At 53.4% G+C, this 19,560-nt stretch carries 19 protein-coding genes; 8 read left to right on the top strand and 11 right to left on the bottom strand.

Translation table 11 applies throughout. From position 1 onward, the window contains the following. Nucleotides 1–53: 53 nt before the first annotated feature. Together G512_RS0100100 and G512_RS0100095 are read right to left on the bottom strand one after the other, a co-directional pair. Nucleotides 54–713 carry a ChrR family anti-sigma-E factor gene (locus G512_RS0100100; protein WP_028479931.1) on the bottom strand — a complete coding sequence of 220 codons (660 nt, stop codon included), beginning with the start codon at nt 711–713 and terminating at the stop codon, nt 54–56. Beyond that, nucleotides 710–1,315, bottom strand: a complete 606-nt coding sequence (locus tag G512_RS0100095) for a sigma-70 family RNA polymerase sigma factor (RefSeq protein ID WP_228130454.1) — start codon at nt 1,313–1,315, stop codon at nt 710–712. The genes G512_RS0100100 and G512_RS0100095 overlap by 4 nt, the downstream gene beginning before the upstream one ends. Nucleotides 1,316–1,459: 144 nt before the next feature. Between G512_RS0100095 and G512_RS0100090 the strand changes: the two genes are divergently transcribed. The 4 genes from G512_RS0100090 to G512_RS19465 are packed head-to-tail and all read left to right on the top strand — an operon-like array spanning nt 1,460 to nt 6,213. Further along, complete coding sequence (locus G512_RS0100090) at nt 1,460–2,812, top strand: NAD(P)/FAD-dependent oxidoreductase (protein ID WP_036487838.1); 1,353 nt, start codon at nt 1,460–1,462, stop codon at nt 2,810–2,812. A gap of 5 nt (nt 2,813–2,817) precedes the next feature. After that, nucleotides 2,818–3,648, top strand: coding sequence for a DUF1365 domain-containing protein (locus tag G512_RS0100085; RefSeq protein WP_028479928.1), 831 nt, complete (start codon nt 2,818–2,820; stop codon nt 3,646–3,648). Next, a complete protein-coding gene (locus tag G512_RS19470) occupies nt 3,645–4,892 on the top strand; it encodes an SAM-dependent methyltransferase (protein ID WP_036487836.1) in 1,248 nt (415 codons plus the stop codon). The genes G512_RS0100085 and G512_RS19470 overlap by 4 nt, the downstream gene beginning before the upstream one ends. Next, complete coding sequence (locus G512_RS19465; protein ID WP_051268653.1) at nt 4,882–6,213, top strand: MFS transporter; 1,332 nt, start codon at nt 4,882–4,884, stop codon at nt 6,211–6,213. Before G512_RS19470 ends, G512_RS19465 begins: the two co-directional genes overlap by 11 nt. Here G512_RS19465 and G512_RS0100070 read toward each other — a convergent pair. The 5 genes from G512_RS0100070 to G512_RS0100050 all read right to left on the bottom strand — a co-directional run bounded on the left by G512_RS0100070 (nt 6,210) and on the right by G512_RS0100050 (nt 12,000). Further along, a complete protein-coding gene (locus tag G512_RS0100070; RefSeq protein ID WP_036487833.1) occupies nt 6,210–6,656 on the bottom strand; it encodes a nuclear transport factor 2 family protein in 447 nt (148 codons plus the stop codon). The genes G512_RS19465 and G512_RS0100070 overlap by 4 nt on opposite strands. Continuing rightward, nucleotides 6,653–7,414: an SDR family NAD(P)-dependent oxidoreductase gene (locus tag G512_RS0100065; RefSeq protein WP_028479926.1), complete on the bottom strand. Its 762-nt coding sequence runs from the start codon at nt 7,412–7,414 to the stop codon at nt 6,653–6,655. The genes G512_RS0100070 and G512_RS0100065 overlap by 4 nt, the downstream gene beginning before the upstream one ends. 2 nt (nt 7,415–7,416) lie before the next feature. Beyond that, complete coding sequence (locus G512_RS19460) at nt 7,417–8,055, bottom strand: DUF6134 family protein (protein WP_051268649.1); 639 nt, start codon at nt 8,053–8,055, stop codon at nt 7,417–7,419. A 181-nt stretch (nt 8,056–8,236) separates the two neighbouring features. Beyond that, nucleotides 8,237–10,912: a bifunctional acetaldehyde-CoA/alcohol dehydrogenase gene (gene adhE / locus G512_RS0100055; protein ID WP_028479925.1), complete on the bottom strand. Its 2,676-nt coding sequence runs from the start codon at nt 10,910–10,912 to the stop codon at nt 8,237–8,239. A 419-nt stretch (nt 10,913–11,331) separates the two neighbouring features. Further along, on the bottom strand, nt 11,332–12,000 hold the full coding sequence (locus G512_RS0100050; RefSeq protein ID WP_028479924.1) for an RluA family pseudouridine synthase: 669 nt from the start codon (nt 11,998–12,000) through the stop codon (nt 11,332–11,334). A gap of 209 nt (nt 12,001–12,209) precedes the next feature. On the opposite strand from G512_RS0100050, the gene G512_RS0100045 reads away from it, so the two are divergent. Next, complete coding sequence (locus tag G512_RS0100045; protein ID WP_028479923.1) at nt 12,210–12,491, top strand: SCP2 sterol-binding domain-containing protein; 282 nt, start codon at nt 12,210–12,212, stop codon at nt 12,489–12,491. Nucleotides 12,492–12,494: 3 nt separating this feature from the next. Continuing rightward, nucleotides 12,495–12,935: a MerR family transcriptional regulator gene (locus G512_RS0100040; protein WP_036487831.1), complete on the top strand. Its 441-nt coding sequence runs from the start codon at nt 12,495–12,497 to the stop codon at nt 12,933–12,935. A 22-nt stretch (nt 12,936–12,957) separates the two neighbouring features. On the opposite strand, the gene G512_RS0100035 is transcribed toward G512_RS0100040, so the two are convergent. Beyond that, nucleotides 12,958–13,611, bottom strand: coding sequence for a TetR/AcrR family transcriptional regulator (locus tag G512_RS0100035; RefSeq protein ID WP_028479921.1), 654 nt, complete (start codon nt 13,609–13,611; stop codon nt 12,958–12,960). 98 nt (nt 13,612–13,709) lie between these two features. Between G512_RS0100035 and G512_RS0100030 the strand changes: the two genes are divergently transcribed. Then, on the top strand, nt 13,710–14,507 hold the full coding sequence (locus tag G512_RS0100030) for a response regulator transcription factor (protein WP_028479920.1): 798 nt from the start codon (nt 13,710–13,712) through the stop codon (nt 14,505–14,507). An 87-nt stretch (nt 14,508–14,594) separates the two neighbouring features. Here G512_RS0100030 and uxuA read toward each other — a convergent pair whose 3' ends face one another. The 3 genes from uxuA to G512_RS0100015 are packed head-to-tail and all read right to left on the bottom strand — an operon-like array spanning nt 14,595 to nt 18,380. Then, complete coding sequence (gene uxuA / locus G512_RS0100025) at nt 14,595–15,773, bottom strand: mannonate dehydratase (protein WP_028479919.1); 1,179 nt, start codon at nt 15,771–15,773, stop codon at nt 14,595–14,597. Between the two features lie 38 nt (nt 15,774–15,811). Next, nucleotides 15,812–16,567 carry an FCD domain-containing protein gene (locus G512_RS0100020; RefSeq protein WP_028479918.1) on the bottom strand — a complete coding sequence of 252 codons (756 nt, stop codon included), beginning with the start codon at nt 16,565–16,567 and terminating at the stop codon, nt 15,812–15,814. Between the two features lie 13 nt (nt 16,568–16,580). After that, a complete protein-coding gene (locus tag G512_RS0100015; protein WP_028479917.1) occupies nt 16,581–18,380 on the bottom strand; it encodes a glycoside hydrolase family 2 protein in 1,800 nt (599 codons plus the stop codon). Between the two features lie 554 nt (nt 18,381–18,934). Here G512_RS0100015 and G512_RS0100010 point away from each other — a divergent pair. Next, the gene (locus tag G512_RS0100010; protein ID WP_028479916.1) at nt 18,935–19,450 is read left to right on the top strand and encodes a TRAP transporter small permease; all 516 of its coding nucleotides are present in this window, start codon (nt 18,935–18,937) and stop codon (nt 19,448–19,450) included. Nucleotides 19,451–19,560 lie beyond the last annotated feature (110 nt).

The following is a 19,560-nucleotide window of genomic DNA, read 5'->3' as shown; positions in this document are numbered from 1 at the left end:
AAAAAAGCCCGGCTGGTTGTGCAGCCGGGCTTTTTCCTGTGTCATCAATACCGTCAGATCCCAAAGAAGGGCTGAAGCATCCGATTTAATACGCCTTTGAACTCCAGAGGCGCGTCTGTGTAAACCAGACAAATGCAGTCCTCGTCTGTATCAGCAATAGGCTGGTGATCAATTTCACCATCTGCTTCCTGTACATCACCGAGTTTGTACCGTCCGCTCTCATCAGAGAATGACCCCTGAAGTACCATGGTGAGCTCGTACCCCTTGTGGCTATGTTCAGGGGTGACAAACCCGGGCGACAACTTCAATAGTCGTGTTTTCTCGCCACGATTCCCGCCAACCGGCAGGATGAACTGCTTCACACCCGGTGCCACGCTCTTCCAGGGCAGATCCTTGTAATCCTTACCCAGTAGCAACTGCAAAGGCTCTGGAATATGGTTCAACTCTGGCTCTACCAGAATATCATTCTGGCTTGCCGAGACCTGCTCTTCCGACTCGATACGCGCCATTAGGTCGTCAAACCCGCAGGATGTCATTGGCACCCCATCCAGATCGTCGACCAGTGCCCCGCCCACAGCTTCCGCCGTGAAGACGCGCTGCGCACATTTCTTGCACATGTGAATGTGGCTGGCTACAAACAGGCTTGCCCCCTCAGACAAGGCACCAGCCGCATAACTCATGAGCATTTCATCACTGATATGGTGATTGATCATGTCTCAAACTCTGCCAGTTTCTTCCTCAGCCGCCCAAATGCCAGTCTAAGTCTCGATTTCACTGTGCCCAGCGGCAATTGCAAACGGCTCGCAATCTCCGCATGTGTCACTTCTTCGTAAAACGACAGCTTTACTAGCTCAGCTTGATTAGCTGGCAATTCTGCCAACGCCTTTTGGATGATCGAAGACATCTTGGGCTGATCAACATTTTCATCCTGATCCCCTTCCGCAACGAGCTCCGTCTCAAAATAATGTTCATCTTTAGATACAAACCTTTTTTCGCGACGGATCCGATCAATCCGGTGATTTCGGGCAATTGTGAAGATCCATGTGGATGCAGCCGCCTTCGTTACGTCGTATAGGTGCGCTTTGCGCCAAACCAACACGAAGGTTTCCTGCACCATCTCTTCTGCAGTTGCCTCGTCTGTGCCCGACTTCATATAGAATTGTTTCAATCGCGGGCCATAATAATCGTATAGCTCGCGAAAAGCCCCACGATCCTGCGTTTCACTAAACGACGAGAGAACCTGACTTAAACGGTTGGGGTTCACCACTGCCCCCCTGCCGCCCGAATCCTCAATTTCTCGTTGGTGATAGGGCACGTTTTCATCCTATGATGCTCGAACACTTTGTTGTTACGCGTGACAGCGCTCCATGGATCAAATCAAAACGAAATAGGTTCGAAGTGATCCAATAAGCACAAACCCCCATAGGAATAACAGATTGAAATTAGGGAACAAGTGTCAATGAAGATTGCTGTTATCGGGTCAGGTATTTCGGGTTTGTCAGCCGCATGGCTTTTATCCAAGCAACATGACGTAACGCTCTTCGAGAAGGATGACCGTCTTGGCGGCCACTCCAACACCCAGCTTGTGGAGGTTGGGGGCAAAGTGGTGCCCGTCGATACGGGGTTCATTGTCTACAACGAACAAACCTACCCAAATTTGACAGCACTGTTCCAACACATATCGGTCCGAACCGAGAACTCGGATATGTCTTTCGCTGTGTCATCGGACGAAGGGCGATTTGAATACTCAGGCACAGGTCTGAATGGATTGTTCGCTCAACGCCGCAATCTAGTACGGCCACGGTTTTGGAGCATCTTGAGTGACATCCGTCGGTTTTACACTGAAGCTGCGCAGGACGCACAGCGCAAACCGACCACCTATACCCTTTCTCAGTATCTGGAAGACCAGAGATACTCATCCGGTTTCATTCATGACCATCTCATTCCCATGGGAGCTGCAATCTGGTCCATGCCGGCTGAACGCATGCTGGCCTTTCCATTCAAGAGTTTCATTGGGTTCTGCCAGAACCATGGCCTTATTCAATTCAAGGATCGCCCGCAATGGCGCACGGTTTCCGGCGGCAGCAAAAACTACGTTGACCGTTTGGCCGCAGGCATATCCGGAGGCGTCAGACTGAACGCAACGATAGAGCACGTAAACAGGATGCCAGGTTTCATTGAGCTGGTGGATCGGGATGGCGAGAGCGAGCGGTTCGATCACCTTGTCGTGGCAACCCACTCGGATCAGGCCTTGCGCCTTCTGGAAAGCGGAAAGCTGGGCGTGAGTGATCGCGAAAGAGCGTTGCTGGGAGCCATACAGTACCAGAAGAACGTTGCGCTCCTGCACACGGATCCATCGTTGATGCCGCGAGCGCGGCGCGCATGGTCAAGCTGGAACTACATCAAACGCACCGACACGGCTCAATGCCCCGGCGATCTCTGCGTGACCTACTGGATGAACCGGCTGCAAAATTTGAGCTGCGATCAGGATCTATTCGTGACTTTGAACCCAACGCATCAACCGGCGGAAGGCTCGGTACTGCGCAGCTTCGTCTACAGTCACCCACTGTTTGACACTGCCGCAATGAATGCGCAATCTAGCCTTTGGGAATTGCAGGGCCACAACCGCACATGGTTTTGTGGCGCCTATTTTGGACACGGTTTTCACGAGGATGGACTGCAAGCAGGTCTGGCCGTTGCGGAAGCCTTGGGCGGGGTGCGCCGCCCCTGGACCGTTGAAAACGAGTCAGGCCGGATTTCTCTGCCGTCCACCACTGTTTCGCAGCTTCAGCAACAGGTTGCAGCGGAGTAACTGGCATGAGCACCACCCCCGCACCATCGCCGAACCACACCAGCCCGGCTCGTTTCTACCTTGGCGAGGTGGTGCATACCCGACATCAGGACCTCAGCCACAAGCTGCGTTACACCGTGTTCTCAATGTTTCTGGACATTGATCGCCTGCCCGAAATTGACCGCCTTAGTCCGGTGCTATCAGTCAACCGCTGGAACATTTTTGGCTTTTTCGAGCAAGATCACATGCCGGAGGGTTACACGTCCTTGCGCCAGTTCGTTTTGGCCGCGCTGACAGATAACGACATTTCGTTTGATGTCGGACAAATCACGCTCCTGGCCTATCCGAGATTTCTCGGCCATGCATTCAATCCATTGTCCATCTTCTTCTGTCACGACCAGCAAGGCACGCTGCGAGCTGTTCTTTATCAGGTACGCAATACCTTTGGGCAATGGCATCATTATCTCACGGAAGTTGATCCCTCATCGGACGCACTGGCTCACGCCTGTGACAAGAAGTTTTATGTCTCACCGTTCATCCATATGGATTGCACCTATCATTTCCGAGTGAGGCAACCGGGAGAGACAGCCTCTATCCTCATTCGGCAGTTTGATCGTAACGGGCCAGTGCTCACCGCTGCGTTCAAGGGGCATGAAAAAGCACTGACAACACGAAGTCTGTTGTGGTTCGCTCTGCGCTATTTTCAGGGCGGATTCAAAATACTTGCTGGGATCCATTGGGAGGCGCTCAAGATGTGGCGCAAAGGTGCCAAACTTCAGCCCCGCCCCGAACCTCCGGCGCAATTGGTTACACGAATGTCGGCAGATACAATTACTTACGGCAAGGAAGTTCAATGAGCGTTGAAGAAAACCGCGTCGCAGCGAGCGCGCTTGATACATCCCGAAAGCAGACCCGTCTCCCGAAAATGAACCTGTGGCGACGCGCCATCGTTGCCGTGTTGCACCACTTGGAAAAGGGCCATTTGACACTGGTTTTCCCAGAGGGAGACCGTGCAGAGTTTGGACATCGGACATCGGAGGCACCGGCCGTCGAGGTTCGGATCCATCGGGAGCGCACATTCCGCCGTCTTGCCCTTGGCGGGCACCTGTCCTTGGCAGAATGCTACATGGAAGGCGATTGGAGCTGTTCGGATCTGACAGACCTATTCGAGCTTTTCTTGATCAATACCCGCAGTTTCCGCGGCATCCATTTGAAGGGTACAGCCACGCGTTGGCTCAATCGCCTCATGCACTGGATGAACGCCAATACAAAGCGCGGCAGCAAGCGAAACATTGCCTTTCATTATGATCTCGGCAATGCCTTTTACGAGCAGTGGCTTGACCCGAGCATGACGTATTCCTCGGCCTACCGATACAACGAAGGCCAAGCGTTGGAGACCGCACAACAGCAAAAATACGATCGTGTTCTGGACCTCGCCGAGGCGAAGGCCGGCGACCGCATTCTGGAAATCGGGTGTGGTTGGGGTGGCTTTGCCGAGAAAGCCGCAGAGCGCGACGCGTTTGTTCACGGCGTCACCTTGTCAAACGAACAACTGACCTATGCGCGCCAGCGCAGTCTGGCCAAGAACTTCTCGGAGAACGCACAGTTCGAACTGCGCGACTATCGTGACACCGACGGTAGTTACGATCACATTGTCTCCATCGAGATGATCGAGGCGGTCGGCAAAGACAACTGGGATCATTATTTCTCGATCATCCACGATCGTCTCAAGGACAACGGCTCTGCGGTCATTCAAGCCATTGTCATCGAAGATGGACGCTATGACCAGTACAGCAAAAGCGTTGATTTCATTCAAAAATACATCTTCCCCGGTGGAATGCTGCCGAGCCCGTCCGTTCTGAAGAAAATCATCGAACGGTGCGGCTTGAAGCTGGTGCATGAAGAGTATTTCGGCCACGATTATGCCCGAACCCTTGCGGCATGGAACGAACGCTTCACAGAAGCATGGCCCCGCATTTCATCAATGAACTTTGATGAGCGCTTCAAGCGGATGTGGCACTACTATCTGGCCTACTGTGAAGCCGGTTTCAAGGCGAAGTCGATTGATGTCGGCTTCTTCAAGGTGGTACGTGCGTTCTAATCGCGATCTCACCCTCTACGCCTTGCCAGGGCTGGCGACAGCCCTGCCCACCCTGCCCGTTCTGGTACTGTTGCCGCAGTACTATGCCACCGCAACCTCGTTAAGCTTGGCTGCGATTGGGCTTGGCCTTCTGATCGCTCGCTTGCTGGACATGGCGACAGATCCAATTGTCGGTTGGCTTATGGACCGGTTCCCCACGCGATGGGGCAAGCGCAAACCATGGATGCTCTTGGGCGGATTGTTAGCTGCCCCGGCGCTGGTGCTGTTGTCCATACCCGACCCGTCAACCAGCCTGCTGGAGATGGTCGTGTTCCTCTGCGGGCTTTATGTGGGATGGACGTTTTTCTCAATTCCATACAACGCTTTGGGCGCCGAGCTGGCCGTTGGTGCCTATGATCGCACCCGCTTTGCCTCCGCCAGGGAAGGGGCAACCTTGGCCGGTATCGTTCTGGCAAGCGCCCTTCCTGCAATTCTCAAGGCATCAGGCGTCCCAACCAATGAGCAGTTCTTCGCCATCGCCCTCATAACCATCGTCACCGGAGCGGCGACAATCAGCTTTCTGCTCGCACTGGTCCGCGAAGCTCCCCGCATGAGAGAGGCGGAAACGCACCATCAGCGCGACGATTGGCGCTCGTTCCTTAACAGTCTTGGCAAAAACAAACCCTTTGTGGTTATCGTCTCGGCCTGGCTTGTCAACGGACTGGCCAATGGTACGGGCACCGTTCTGTTTCCGTTTTTTTTGACGGATGTTCTCAAGACCACAGAACAACAAAAGAACTTGCTGATTTTTCTGTATTTCTTCTGTGCCATTCTTGGTTTGCCGCTATGGCTCTATCTCAGCAGAAATCGAGACAAAGCCAAACTCTGGCTGGTCTCGATCATCATTGTTTCAATCACTTTTACTGTTGTGCCATTCCTGCCAGAAGGCGCCGTGCTTGAATTCGGCATCGTATGCGTCATAACCGGCCTCTGCCTTGGGGCAGATCTGGCTTTGCCGGCGTCTCTGTTTGCTGATGTGACAGATTGGGACGAATTTCGCTCCCGGCGAAAGCGTCGCGGGATTCTCTATTCATCATGGACCCTGACCGCCAAGTTGTCTCTTGCGGTGGCTGCGGGGGTTTGCTTGCCATTGGTGGAGTTCTTTGGTTTCCGGGCTGGTGAACCAAACTCTCAGTTTTCTCTGGATGTTCTTGCGGTGGTTTACGCGCTGCTTCCAGTAGCACTTAAAATGGGCGTTATCGCACTCATGTGGAATTTCCCGATCACGACACGGGCTCAAAGATCAATCCGCAGACGCCTCGAAATGCGGGAACGAGCCTAGACGGACGCACGTTTCTTGATCATGCGGATCAAACTGCCAACAACCGGAATATGCCGATAGAAATGAGTGCTGGCATCCCAATAGTCGTAGTGCGCTGACACACGCCCCTCCGCATCAAAATGAAGCTCCGTCATGCCTCGAACGCTCCAGTCGCCCAACAGCTTCTGATGACAACTGAAGTCCCATCTCATGAAGCAAAGCCCGTCGGACCACATCAGATTGAGGATCTTGAACTTAGGCGACTGCACGTCGTGAAACATGCGGTGAAGGATTTTCTCCACCATCTCGCGGCCATGCACATTGTTGAATGGATCAATAAAATGAACATCATCGGACACCAGATCGTGCACTTGGCGAACGGTCTCGGGTTGAAGCTCTTCAAAAAACCGAGCGTAGGCTTCTGCGGTTTGTTCAGACAAGGCAGTGTCAGTCAATTGGCTCATGAGCGCAGCAATCTTTTCATGAAACGGAAATAGATGGGATATGGCAGAAGACGAATGAACTTCAACATCACAGCCATCTGCCATGGAAATGCGATATCGAACTTGCCGCGCCGCAGCCCGGCGACAATATGGGAAGCGGCCTGATCAGGCTCGATGATGAATGGCATCTCGAAGGTATTTTTTTCCGTCAACGGCGTTCGCACAAATCCGGGATTGATGACAGAAAGCGCAACCCCGGAGGCATCAAGCTCCGGCTTGATCGTTTCGCACAAACTGATCAAGGCCGCTTTTGTCGGCCCGTAGACCGCCGCGTTCGGCAGCCCCGCGTATCCCGTCAAGGAGGAAACAATACCAACCCCTCCTCGCCCCACCTCCATCATGGACGGCAAGACTGCCTGAAGTGTCCGCACCGCGCCGCCGTAGTTCACATCCATATGATGCATCGCTTCGTCGCCAGTGAGGACAGATAGACCGCCCGGCGTATAAACGGCAGCACTGTACAAGACCAAATCGGGCACGCCAATCTTGTCCATCACGGCGTTGAACGCAGCTCCAACACTGGCATCATCTGTTACATCTACAGTCTGAACACACAGGTTCGCGGAGGTCGCCGCCAACTCCTCCAAAGCCCCTTCCGTTCGCGCACTCACAACGACCTTGACGCCTGCCGAACTCAATCGTTTGGCAGTGGCAGCTCCAATACCGGAACTTGCGCCAATGACCCATGCTGTCTTCCACGGTAAACGGTCTTGGGACATCCCTAGCCTTTGCATCTGAAGAAAATTGTCGATCCATCCTGTGCCTTGAACCGAAGTCCCACCCACCGGCCTTGCTGATCATACCACGCCTCTGTATCGATCTGCCCGGTGTACTGATAGCGAGTTGCATTGATCGTCCGGTTCTCGCATTGCAGTTGTTCAGTTCCGCGGTTCCGAATACTCACGCGACTGACCTTTCCAGTCAGGGTATTCAAAACCCGATTTTGACGCAGGACCTGAGGATTCCAGTGGTTGGACGGGAAAATGTTTCCGTTGACGCTGCGCTGTTCTCCGTTTGCCGTCCAGACAAACCTGTTGCCAGCGCGCTCGCCCTCCAGATTGCGTTTTTCGCCATTGTTGTCCAGCGATACATCAAGCGCTTGCAGCTGACCATTCCGCCAGCGCTCATTGGCCGAATAGTTGAAACGATAGACCGGAATGCCAAGAAACCGGGCACGCAATCGCATGTCTACATCAACACTCAAATTGTTGCTGGAGCCGGAAAAACGCGTTGAATAGGTTCCGATAGGCGAACCATTGCGTTCCACTATGAAGCTTATATTGGCGGGTGCGGCTGGAGCACTGACACTCATAGCGCTCGTCATCATGGCTGCGAGGGCGAGAGATTTGAGGCTGCGCATGCGGGCGATCCTTTCATCTGTGCACCTTAAAACTACGTATCCTACCTGATCAAGGATCACCCTCTTCTTGAAATCCCTATCGCGCCCTCACCGCAACGGCCAACAAAGGTACAGCAACACCAACAAAAAAAGGCCCGGGAGCGAAAGCTGCCGGGCCAATGAGTTTTGAGGAGCTGACCGCTTATTCAGCTGCAGTAGCGGCCTTTTCTTTCTTCGCCTTTTCAGCAGCAAAATCGGCTACATCTTCAGCCCGACCTTCCACGTAGACGCGACCGTAGTAGGCGTCCAGAAGCAGCTGCTTGATTTCGGCAATCAGTGGGAAGCGCGGGTTTGCGCCGGTGCACTGGTCATCGAATGCTTCAACAGCAACTTCGTCGAACTTGGCTTTGAATTGCTCTTCAGTGATACCGAGGTCCTTCAGACCTGCCGGAATATCGAGGGACTTCTTCACGCTCTCAATCCAGGCAATCAGCTTTTCAACTTTCTGATCGTTGTTGTCGCCAACAGCAGTCAGTTTCAGGTGATCAGCGATTTCCGCATACCGGCATTTGGCGGTCGGACGGTCATACTGAGAGAACGCCGTCTGCTTGGCCGGGTTGTCGGTTGCGTTGTAACGGATCACGTTGGAGATCAGCATCGCGTTTGCCAGACCGTGCGGTACGTGGAACGCAGACCCGATCTTGTGCGCGATGGAGTGACACACACCGAGGAAGGAGTTTGCAAAAGCAACGCCAGCGATGGTCGCGCCGTTGTGAACCTTCTCACGAGCCACCGGAGCCTCTGCACCCTTCTCATAAGCTTCAACGAGGTTTTCCTTGAGAAGCTTGAGGGCCTGAAGCGCCTGACCGTCGGAGTACTCGTTAGCCAGAATGGAGACGTATGCCTCAGTCGCGTGGGTGATCGCATCGATACCACCGAACGCGGTCAAGGATTTCGGCATGTTCATGACCAGATTTGCGTCCACGATCGCCATGTTCGGCGTCAACTCATAGTCAGCAATCGGGTATTTGATGCCGGTTTCATCGTCCGTAACAACCGCGAACGGTGTTACTTCAGACCCAGTACCGGAAGTGGTCGGGATCGCAACCATCTTGGCTTTCACGCCCATCTTCGGGAACTTGTAGATACGCTTCCGAATGTCCATGAAGCGCAAAGCCAGGTCGGCGAAGTCTACATCTGGATGTTCATACATCACCCACATGATCTTGGCCGCATCCATTGGAGAGCCACCACCGATCGCCACAATCACGTCCGGCTTGAAGGAGTTGCAGAGCGCAGCACCCTTGCGCACGATGGACAGTGTTGGGTCGGCTTCAACGTCGTAGAAGACGTCCGTTTCCATGCCCAGCTTCTTCAAGGTCTTTACGGTTTCGTCGGTGTAACCGTTCTTGAACAGGAAGCCGTCGGTAACGATCAGCGCACGCTTTGCACCCTTCAGATCTTCCAGTGCAACTGGCAGACAGCCACGACGGAAGTAAATGGATTCTGGAAGTTTGTGCCACAGCATGTTTTCGGCTCTCTTTGCAACAGTCTTCTTGTTGATCAAGTGCTTTGGACCAACGTTTTCAGAGATGGAGTTCCCACCCCAGGAGCCACAGCCCAGCGTCAGGGACGGAGCAAGAGAGAAGTTGTAAAGATCACCGATGCCGCCATGGGAAGCTGGAGAGTTGATCAGAATACGGGCCGTCTTCATGCGGTTACCGAATTCCTTCACACGATCCTTACAGCGGTCCTGATCGGTATAGTAAACCGAAGTGTGACCAATGCCACCCAAAGCGACCAGATCCTCGGCCTTCTTGAAGGCATCGTCATAGTCCTTGGCCCGGTACATGGCCAGCGTCGGAGACAGTTTTTCGTGTGCGAACGGCTCCGCATCGGAGGTGTCGGTAACTTCGCAGATCAGGATCTTGGTATCTACGGGAACCTTCACACCAGCCATATCGGCAATCTTGTAGGCGGGCTGGCCAACGATTGCTGCGTTCAAGGTGCCGTTCTTCATCAGAACGTCCTTTACAGCCTTCACCTCTTTGCCCTTCAGGATGTAGCCCTTGTGGGTGGAGAAGCGTTCCTTGACCTGTTCATAAACAGCATCAACGACAATCACGGACTGCTCGGAGGCACAGATCACGCCGTTGTCGAAGGTCTTTGACATCAGGACGGATGCAACCATACGCTTGATGTCGGCAAATTCGTCGACAACAACCGGAGTGTTACCAGCGCCCACACCGATCGCCGGCTTACCGGAAGAGTAAGCTGCCTTCACCATGCCCGGGCCGCCGGTGGCCAGGATAAGGTTGATGTCGTCGTGGGTCATCAGAGCATTGGACAGTTCAACGGACGGTGTATCGATCCAGCCGATGATATCCTTCGGAGCGCCAGCTTCAATGGCTGCTTCCAGAACGATACGCGCTGCCTCATTTGTTGCATTCTTGGCGCGTGGGTGTGGGCTGAAGATAATGCCGTTGCGGGTCTTGAGGCTGATCAAGGCCTTGAAGATTGCGGTTGAGGTTGGGTTTGTTGTTGGAACGATGCCGCAGATCAGGCCGGTAGGTTCTGCGATTGTGATGGTACCGAAGGTTTCGTCTTCTTCAAGGATGCCGCAGGTCTTCTCATCCTTGTACTTGTTGTAAATGTACTCGGAGGCGAACTGGTTCTTGATAACCTTGTCCTCCATGACACCCATGCCGCTTTCCTCTGCAGCCATGCGTGAAAGCGGAATACGATTGTCAGCTGCTGCGAGAGCGGCCGCACGGAAGATCGCATCTACCTGTTCCTGAGAGTACTCAGCGTAGATTTTCTGTGCTTTTTTAACGCGCGCGACGAGAGCGTCGAGTTCTTCGCGATTACTGACCGGCATGTTGATCCTCCAATAGCCCAGTGAGAAGTCACAGGGCCGATTACAGGACATGCTTGTCACATAATCCCGCAATCGATCGCCAAGCCCGGCGTTAACCCCGTAGTGACTAGAACAGTAGTGTAACAAAAAACGTCCACTCAAGATGATATAAATCAATTTTGGCAGATATATGAGATGTAACGCTGATATTCCAATTCAGTTTTGTAAATAATTGCTCAAAACCGAAAACCTGAAACACAATAAAAACAAATTGGTCACAAATCAAAAGGCGATAAAATACGGTATTACACGTATTTTATACGTTCAAATACGATACCAACCAAAAATATCGCTCAGTAAGAAGCCTGTCAAACGTTCATCAGCGTATACAATTTCATGACAAATCCGGAATTGGCTCCTTAGGTGATTCTCTCCGGATCTCAAAAGGGCACGTCACTATGGAACCAGATGAACTCGCCATCAGCGGGATGATGTAATCCCAAAGAGCGCGCGTGAAGATGCAATCTGTCACCGGCTGTCAAAGCGCTGCCTTGCGCATAAAACCGATCACCGATGATAGGATGCCCAAGACTGAGCATGTGCACGCGTAACTGATGCGAGCGGCCGGTAATTGGTGAGAGTTCGACAACTGTCGTTTCCCGCTCTCGTGCAAGCACCTTCCAGTGGGTTTGAGCCGGACGCCCCTGCTCATAGCAGACCATTTGCCGGGGCCGATTTGGCCAGTCGCACCGCAAGGGCAAGTCCACCAATCCGGTGTCGTTCGTTACATGCCCCCAAACGCGTGCAATGTAGGTTTTATTCGTTTTTCTGCGTTCGAATTGCAAACCCAGATGTCGATGCGCCTGAGGGTTCATTGCCATGACCAGCACGCCAGAGGTATCCATGTCCAGACGGTGCACGATCCGTGCATCAGGAAACGCGGTTTGCGCTCTAGCTTCGAGGCAATCCTTGTGAGCTTCAGCCTTACCCGGCACTGACAACAGACCGCAGGGCTTGTTCAGAACCAAAATCTGGTCATCCGCATGGAGAATATCCAACTGCGGCACCATTGGTGGATCGTACACGAAGGGGGGATTGGGATTTGCCATTTCGACGGTTATAGCTGCGCTCGCCGGAAGATCAATGCCCAATGCGAGCCTCGCCCTCCGATCACTCTGCCGCTGGCACAATTAGAACTTTGGTGGGAAAATCAGCGCCTTCAAGGCATCGTCGCTTTACTGATCCCGCACACTGCACTAGCTTCCACTATACGTCAACGAGGCACGACCACTCTTCTACACGTAACGGAGGAAAAGCAATGAGCGTAGACGCGATTGCTGCGGGAATTAAAGACAAGGTTGCATCCAGCGGCTTCGATAGCTCAATCAAGTTCGACTGCGGCGACGATGGCATTCTGGTGATCGACGGCACCGAAGTCTCCACCACTGACAAGGAGGCGGATTGCACCATCAGCGTGGCCCTGGAAGACCTCCAGGCAATCATTGATGGCGATCTGAACCCAACAGCGGCCTTCATGCAGGGAAAAGTCAAGGTAGACGGCGACATGAGCGTTGCCATGAAACTTGGCGAAATCATCTAAATCATGGCAGATAGCGCGAGCAAACCTAAAGACTACATGAAAATCGCCGCAGAGACCGATCAGGAATTGTTCGGCATCTCGGAGTTGGCGGAAGAATTCAGTGTGTCCACTCGCGCTATTCGCTTCTATGAGAACAAAGGCCTGCTCTCCCCTCAACGGGTCAATGGGCATCGGGTCTTTACAAAGCGGGATCGGGCCCGTTTGGCGCTGATCCTCAGAGCCAGATCCATCGGCTACTCGCTGACAGAGATCTCGCACTACCTGGACCTCTACAAACACTCCGGCACCGGACAACGGGAACAACTCGAGTATCTCGTCGACCGAACCGATGAGACAATCCGCGATCTTGAACACCGGCGCGCAATGATCGACCAAACCCTTCGTGAGTTGAAAACAATCAACGGCGAGGCCAAGCGCTGTTTGAAAGACCAAGTCGAGAGCTAACCTTGTCTTTCAAACCACCTATTCAATGAGCCAACTGGTCGGGACGACTGTCCGCGATCAGATCCAGCATGGCAGCCCATTGATGGATATAGGTCTGTATTTCCTCATCCGTACGGAACATGGCATCCAGCATTACAAAACCGGACATCATGCTGCGGGAAGCGGTAAGGATCAGATCAATGCTGACGATGTTGGTATTGCAAAGCTGCAGATACTCGGTGATTACAGCCTCAGTCTTGTCAGCATAGGCATCAATTGAGGGGGCAATGCGTTTGCGCAAGCTCTCCTCGGTACGAGCAGCCACCAGTATTTCCATCATGGCGATGAACTCTGGGGAATGCATTTGATTCTCCCACCAGTCCTTCATCAATTCCGAGATCTTGAGAGCCGTTCCCGTATTTTCACTTATCCACTGCTGGGTCAAACGAAGAGACTTGTCCAACACGCGTTCCGTGACGAACACCATCAGATCTTCTTTTGTCTTGAAGTGATGCTGCAGTGCACCTTGAGAGAACGAACTCGCCTCCGCGATTTTCTTAATGGATGCACTGTGATAGCCCTTCTCGTGCAGACATTTTATTGCCGCAAGAACGATATCCCTCTTCATCCGATCGCTTTTTTGCGCCTGATGTGTTTTCGAGCCGGGCTCCGAGGCCATGATTCCGATTTTTTCCATTTTTCCCCTCAAAGTGTCTTGTAAAAAAACCATATGTATGTATTTTTTTCAAGAGCTAGGTTAAATCACTTAGGCAGCGTTCTTTGGGAGGAGAAACTATGTACAGGGATAACCAATCGATACTGAATACCGCCGGCATCAAACAAACCGGCGCAACTGTGGTTATCGGCGATCCTCATCCAGCCTTCGCGGCTGCGCTGGCAGGCATCTACACCTCCGCGTATCCCGGCGTCAAAGTGTTCACAACCACATGTTTTGACGAGTTGCAGCGCCACGCCACGGCCCATCCGGGTTCGACCCTTCTCGTTAACCCGAAGATGGACAAAGCACCAGGCCTCAGCACCGCCACCATACTGCAGGAGACAACCGAGATGGTGAGGCTCGTGATCATCACGGACCACGAAGATGAAGGACTGAGCGGCTACTTCATCGCCCGGGGCGCTCAAACCACGATCTCCAAATCCGCAGAGTTTTCTCAGCTTCAGGATACGTTGCTACGCGGCATCCGCCATGATCCGTCAGAAAACCGGACCAACGACAATCATGTAGCTTTCTCGCAGGATTTTTATGAAGGACTGGCAAATTTGACACGACGTCAGGCGACCATCCTCAACTACCTCAAGCAAGGCAAGCTGAACAAGCAAATCGCGCACGATCTCGGCATCTCTGAAGCAACCGTAAAACACCACGTTTCCGCCCTGCTCAGTGCGCTGGGTTTCTATTCCAGAAGCCAACTGGTTGCCATGATCAACGAGCTTGGCATCAACGTGGACTACAGACCCCGCAGCCGCGCACGCTCCAACTTGCGCCGGCTGCAAGACTACCGCAGCCCTGGATCGATGGTCTCCCCCACCGCATCCGCGCCAGAAAAGCACTTGGCAGCTGCGCACGCCTGAGTCGTTTCCTCCCAAAAAGACGATGGCAACAAAAAAGGCCGGAGGCATAAGCCCCCGGCCTTTTCAAATAGCTAGAATGCCGATGGATCAGCCGCGCAGTTGACGAACAGCCAGCTCGACACCGCGCAGTTCAGCCAGACCACGAAGACGACCAACTGCCGGATATCCCGGAGCTGACTTCATCTTGAGGTCCGTCAACATCGCGTGGCCATGGTCAGGACGGAACGGAATGCGACCCTGCCATCCATCCTTGTGGCGGCGATCTTCTTCATCCACCAGCGCACTGATGACACCGACCATGTCCACGTCACCATCAAGGTGATCGGCTTCATGGAAGGAAAGCGGATTGTCCTCGCGCTTGGTTGCCCGCAAGTGCACAAAGTGGATACGATCCGCCCAACGCTTGGCCATGCCGACCAGGTCATTGTCCGGGCGCACGCCCAGAGAACCGGTACAGAAGGTAAATCCGTTTGCAGGATTATCGACCGCCTTGGCAATGTACTCATAGTCGCTCTCAGTAGAGCAAACACGAGGCAAACCAAGCAGTGGCCGGGGCGGATCATCCGGATGGATTGCCATCAGGGCGCCCTCTTCCACACACACTGGGATAACTTCCTGCAGGAACAACGCCAGGTGCTCTCTCAGCTTGTCAGCATCAATGCCATCATAAGTGGAAAGATGCTCACGCAATTGCTCAACCGTGTAGCTTTCTTCGGAGCCTGGCAGACCAGCAATGATTGTCTTTACCAGTTTGTCCTTGTCTGCGTCGGTCATGGCTGCAAATGCCGCCTTTGCACGCTCGATCTCTTCTGCTGTGTACTCAGCTTCAGCACCTTTGCGCTCCAGAATGTACAGATCAAACGCAGCGAAGATGTCAGCATCGAACCGCAGGCAGGTTGCGCCCGTCGGCAACTCAAAAGTCAGATCGGTGCGCGTCCAGTCCAGAACCGGCATGAAGTTGTAGCAGATCTTTGTTATGCCACAGGCAACCAGATTGCGGATCGACTGCTTGTACGCATCGATGTACTTCTGGAAGTCACCGGTCCGTGTCTTGATGTCTTCATGAACCGGGATGCTTTCCACAACGGACCAAACCAGACCGGCTGCCTCAATTTCGTCCTTGCGTTTTTGAATTTCTTCTACCGGCCAAACAATACCGTTCGGAATGTGATGCAAAGCGGACACGATTCCGGTGGCTCCGGCTTGACGAATGTCGGAGAGCGTTACCGGGTCGTTTGGGCCATACCAGCGCCAAGTCTGTTCCATGTGCTTTCTCTTTATGGTTCAAAGGGCGTACGCCCTGGTTAAGCTTCGCGCACTGCCGCCAAGGGGTCGGCATCAAACAGGTACGCATCAAATGCAGGATCGTCGACATCCGACAGCTCAAGCAGTGTCAGACGCACATTTTCCAAATGCTGCCACATCGCCTGACGAGCCATCTGCGGATCTCGACATTGAAGGGCCGTCAAAATGGACTGGTGATCCTCCAGCCATTTCACGCGATAGCCACAGTCAAAAACCCGGTCATGAAGTCTCTCCCACATGCGCGACCGGTTTCGCATGCCCCAAAGGTTGTCGACAGCGCTCACAAGCACCGCATTTTGCGTCGCTATGGCGATTTGTCGATGAAACAGCTCATCGGCCATATAGGCATCACCACCCGCATCGAGTTCTGCACGTTCCTGATCGAGCAGTTCTCGCATACGCACAATATCTGCCTTGGTGACAACAGTCGCTGCAAACCCGGCAATATTGCTTTCAAGCAATTGACGCGCCTGCAGCAACTCAAATGGACCGATGTCGTTGCCCTTGCCTTCATCATCAGCGCTTTCGGGCAGGCGTCTGACATAAATGCCAGACCCCTTGCGAACATCAACAAGCCCCTCGACTTCCAGCATGATCATTGCGTCGCGTACGAGCGAACGGCTTACACCCAGTTCCTCCGAGATCTGGCGCTCGGTTCTGAGCCGATCTCCGATTGCGTAGGTACCCTGCGCGAGTTCATCGCGCAGAGAAGCCGCAACATCCTGATACCGACGCTTGTTGACGTCCAGTTTCATTCCTAAAGCCCTATCAGCGTTCTTCTTTCAAGGTGGCGTAGAAGTCAGAGAGCAACTTGAACGCTTCCTTTTTGGTTTTCTTGTCAGACGCGATCAGGCCTTTTCGGTTCCAACCGCGCTGGTACATGTTCTGGCGGCGTTCAACGCGGAAGTCGTAGAGAATCCACGGCGAAATACCTTTCACAAAGGCCCGCTCTTTCAGTGTTGCAATCTGTTTGCGATACACCTCGGCCATGTAGGCTTCACTGAAGAACCCCTTTTCCAGCTTCCCTTCGCCGATGTAACCATCAGCGCCAGTCTCGGAAATCACGACCGGTTTGCCAGGGTCAGAGTTGTCCAGGAACTCGATCAGATCATCAAAGTTCTCTTCGTACCAACCGTAGTACTCGTTGATACCAATCACGTTGATGTACTGAGCCAGTCGGTCTTCAATGCGGTTCTTGGTGTGGTTGACCAGACAGGCCGCAGATGTCAGGCGTGTTCCATCCATCTCATTGGCCGTATCCACCAAGCCCTTCATGAAGGCCAGACGCTCATCCGTATCCGGGTTCTCGTTACCAACGGACCAGATGATGACAGAGGCGCGATTGCGGTCACGCTTGACCAGTTCACGCAATTGGTTATCCGCATCCTTGAATGTGGCCGGGTTCTTGAAATCAATTGCCCAGTACACCGGAATTTCTTCCCACAGCATGAAGCCAAGCTCATCTGCAAGCTTCGAAGCACGCTCGTCATGCGGGTAGTGGGCGAGACGCAGGAAGTTACAGTTCAGTTCTTTCGCATGCTGGAACCGTTGCTTCAGGTCGTCATCCAGTAAGACCTTGCCCTGAAACTCATCATCCTCGTGAACCGAGATCCCGCGAAGGAATACAGACTTTCCGTTTAGGAACAGCTCTTCGCCGATCTGTTTGATCTGGCGGAAGCCAACACGATCAGTCACGCGATCCGAGCCTGCGGTAGCGACCACATCGTATAGACGCGGCGTTTCCGGAGACCACAACTCTGGTTTCGCTTCGACAATCACCTTGCCCTTGCCATTGGCGTCCAGAGCAATCTCTTCATCAATGCCCAGCTCGGCAATTGAAACCTTGGCGGATTGGCTGGAATCCCCATCAACTTCCACGTCGATGGCAATCTTCGAATATGTGTCGTCCGGCAACATCCGAACAAACAAATCCTTCACGAAGGTTTTCGGAACGCGATACAATTCGACGGCGCGATAGACACCGCCATAATTGAACCAGTCCGTGTTACGCATCGGCACACGATCCAGCGTACGTGCGTTGTTGACACACAGCATCAGCCAGTTCTGGCCAACTTTCGCCTTGTCGGTCAACTCAACATTGAATGGTGTGGAACCGCCATAATGGTTACCCAGAAACTCGCCGTTCAGGAAAACTTTGCAGTCGTACTGTGCCGCGCCGATACGCAAGAACAAGCGCTCGTCGGCAGGCATCTCTGCAATATCCACGGCACGGGTATACCACGCGCTACCTTCAAAGAAGTACCACTTCTCTTTTAGCATGGACCAGCAAGATGGCACCGGTACCGTTTCACCAACATACGGATCGTAATCATATGGTTCTGGCCGCTCTTCCGCCGGCATCGGGGTCATGGCGAACCACTTCTGACGCAAACCGGTGTCCAGAAGATCGACACAGAAGTTCCATTCGCCATTCAGCGACTCGGCTTCCCGGCCTCCAACGAAAATCAGGCCTTCATAATTCAGGTTCTGTTTGTTGAAGGGAACATCGTAGTCTTCGTCGTGTAGACAGGCCAACGCGTTGTCGGCACCTTCCATGCGCTCAAGCATCGTCTTCCAAATACCTCAGTCTGGCAGTCCGTCGCGGGTGTCGGAGCTGCGTCTTAAATCACAAATGACCAAATTGCGCTGCCGGGAGGCAGGCTGCGCACCTGTTCGCCAGAACCCGGGCCAACCCATAAAAACCTTGGTTGACCGATTTCCGAGGCTTCGGGACCAACCCGTACGCCAGGAGGACGACGCACGGGCTGAAACCCTTTTTTATCAAAGCTCAAGATGGGACTGAGCGCACAGTGATCGTTCTCACTTTGGTATGCCGGAGGCGAACAGAATCTGCTGCCCCGACACCTGTACATTTCTATAATTCGCCCTCATTGTCAAACCATTTTATTATATTGGTTGACCAATATCGAAAAATGCGCGATGAAAGACGGGCACAGTTATTTCGGCAGATTCTTGCGGACTATGGGTTATTGCGTAGCCTGCAGGATAACCCGGATTAGCCCAGCGAACGGCGCATCCAGGCACCGTTCATCAAATTGGTCGCCCACCGCAGGAGGAATGCGGCAGGCGGCTCGGCGCAAGTCCATCACTAGGGAAGAAAAATGAAGGCGCTGACCAATATAGTTAATAAGATGCTCAGCACAGTTACCGTTCTGGTATTTGCTGTTCTGGTAGTGTGTGTTGTTTGGCAGGTTGTATCGCGGTTTATCTTGGGTCAGCCGAGCACGGTTACGGACGAGATGGCGCGGTTCATGTTCATGTGGATTGGTTTGATTGGCGCGGCGTATACGCTTGGCCAGCGCCGTCACCTTGCGATTGATCTTTTGACCGGTTCGCTTGTTGGGCGCACGAAGCAGCTTTCGGACCTGTTCATCACGCTTGCGATCGCGGTGTTTGCGATCACGATCATGCTGTACGGCGGCTACAACCTTGTGGCCAAGACTTTGTCCACGGGCCAGGTTTCTCCGGCCCTGCGCATTCCCATGGGCTATGTCTACGCAGCCATTCCGTTCTCCGGGGCGGTGATCCTGTTTTACTGCGTTGAATTTGCCATCGGCCTGATCAACGGCACCGGCACCGGTCCGAACGACAAGCCAGTTGAGGATGCGGCCGAGTAAGCCGAGAATTGAAGAGAGTCCCCCATGGAACTGCAAAGCGCACTTATCCTGTTTGGCGTTTTCGCCGTGCTGGTGACGTTCGGTGTGCCGATCTCGTTTGCGATCGGTCT

Source organism: Pseudovibrio exalbescens DSM 16456 (assembly GCF_000422785.1).
In the GTDB taxonomy this organism is placed as follows: domain Bacteria; phylum Pseudomonadota; class Alphaproteobacteria; order Rhizobiales; family Stappiaceae; genus Pseudovibrio; species Pseudovibrio exalbescens.
This window is presented reverse-complemented; position numbering and strand designations above follow the sequence as displayed.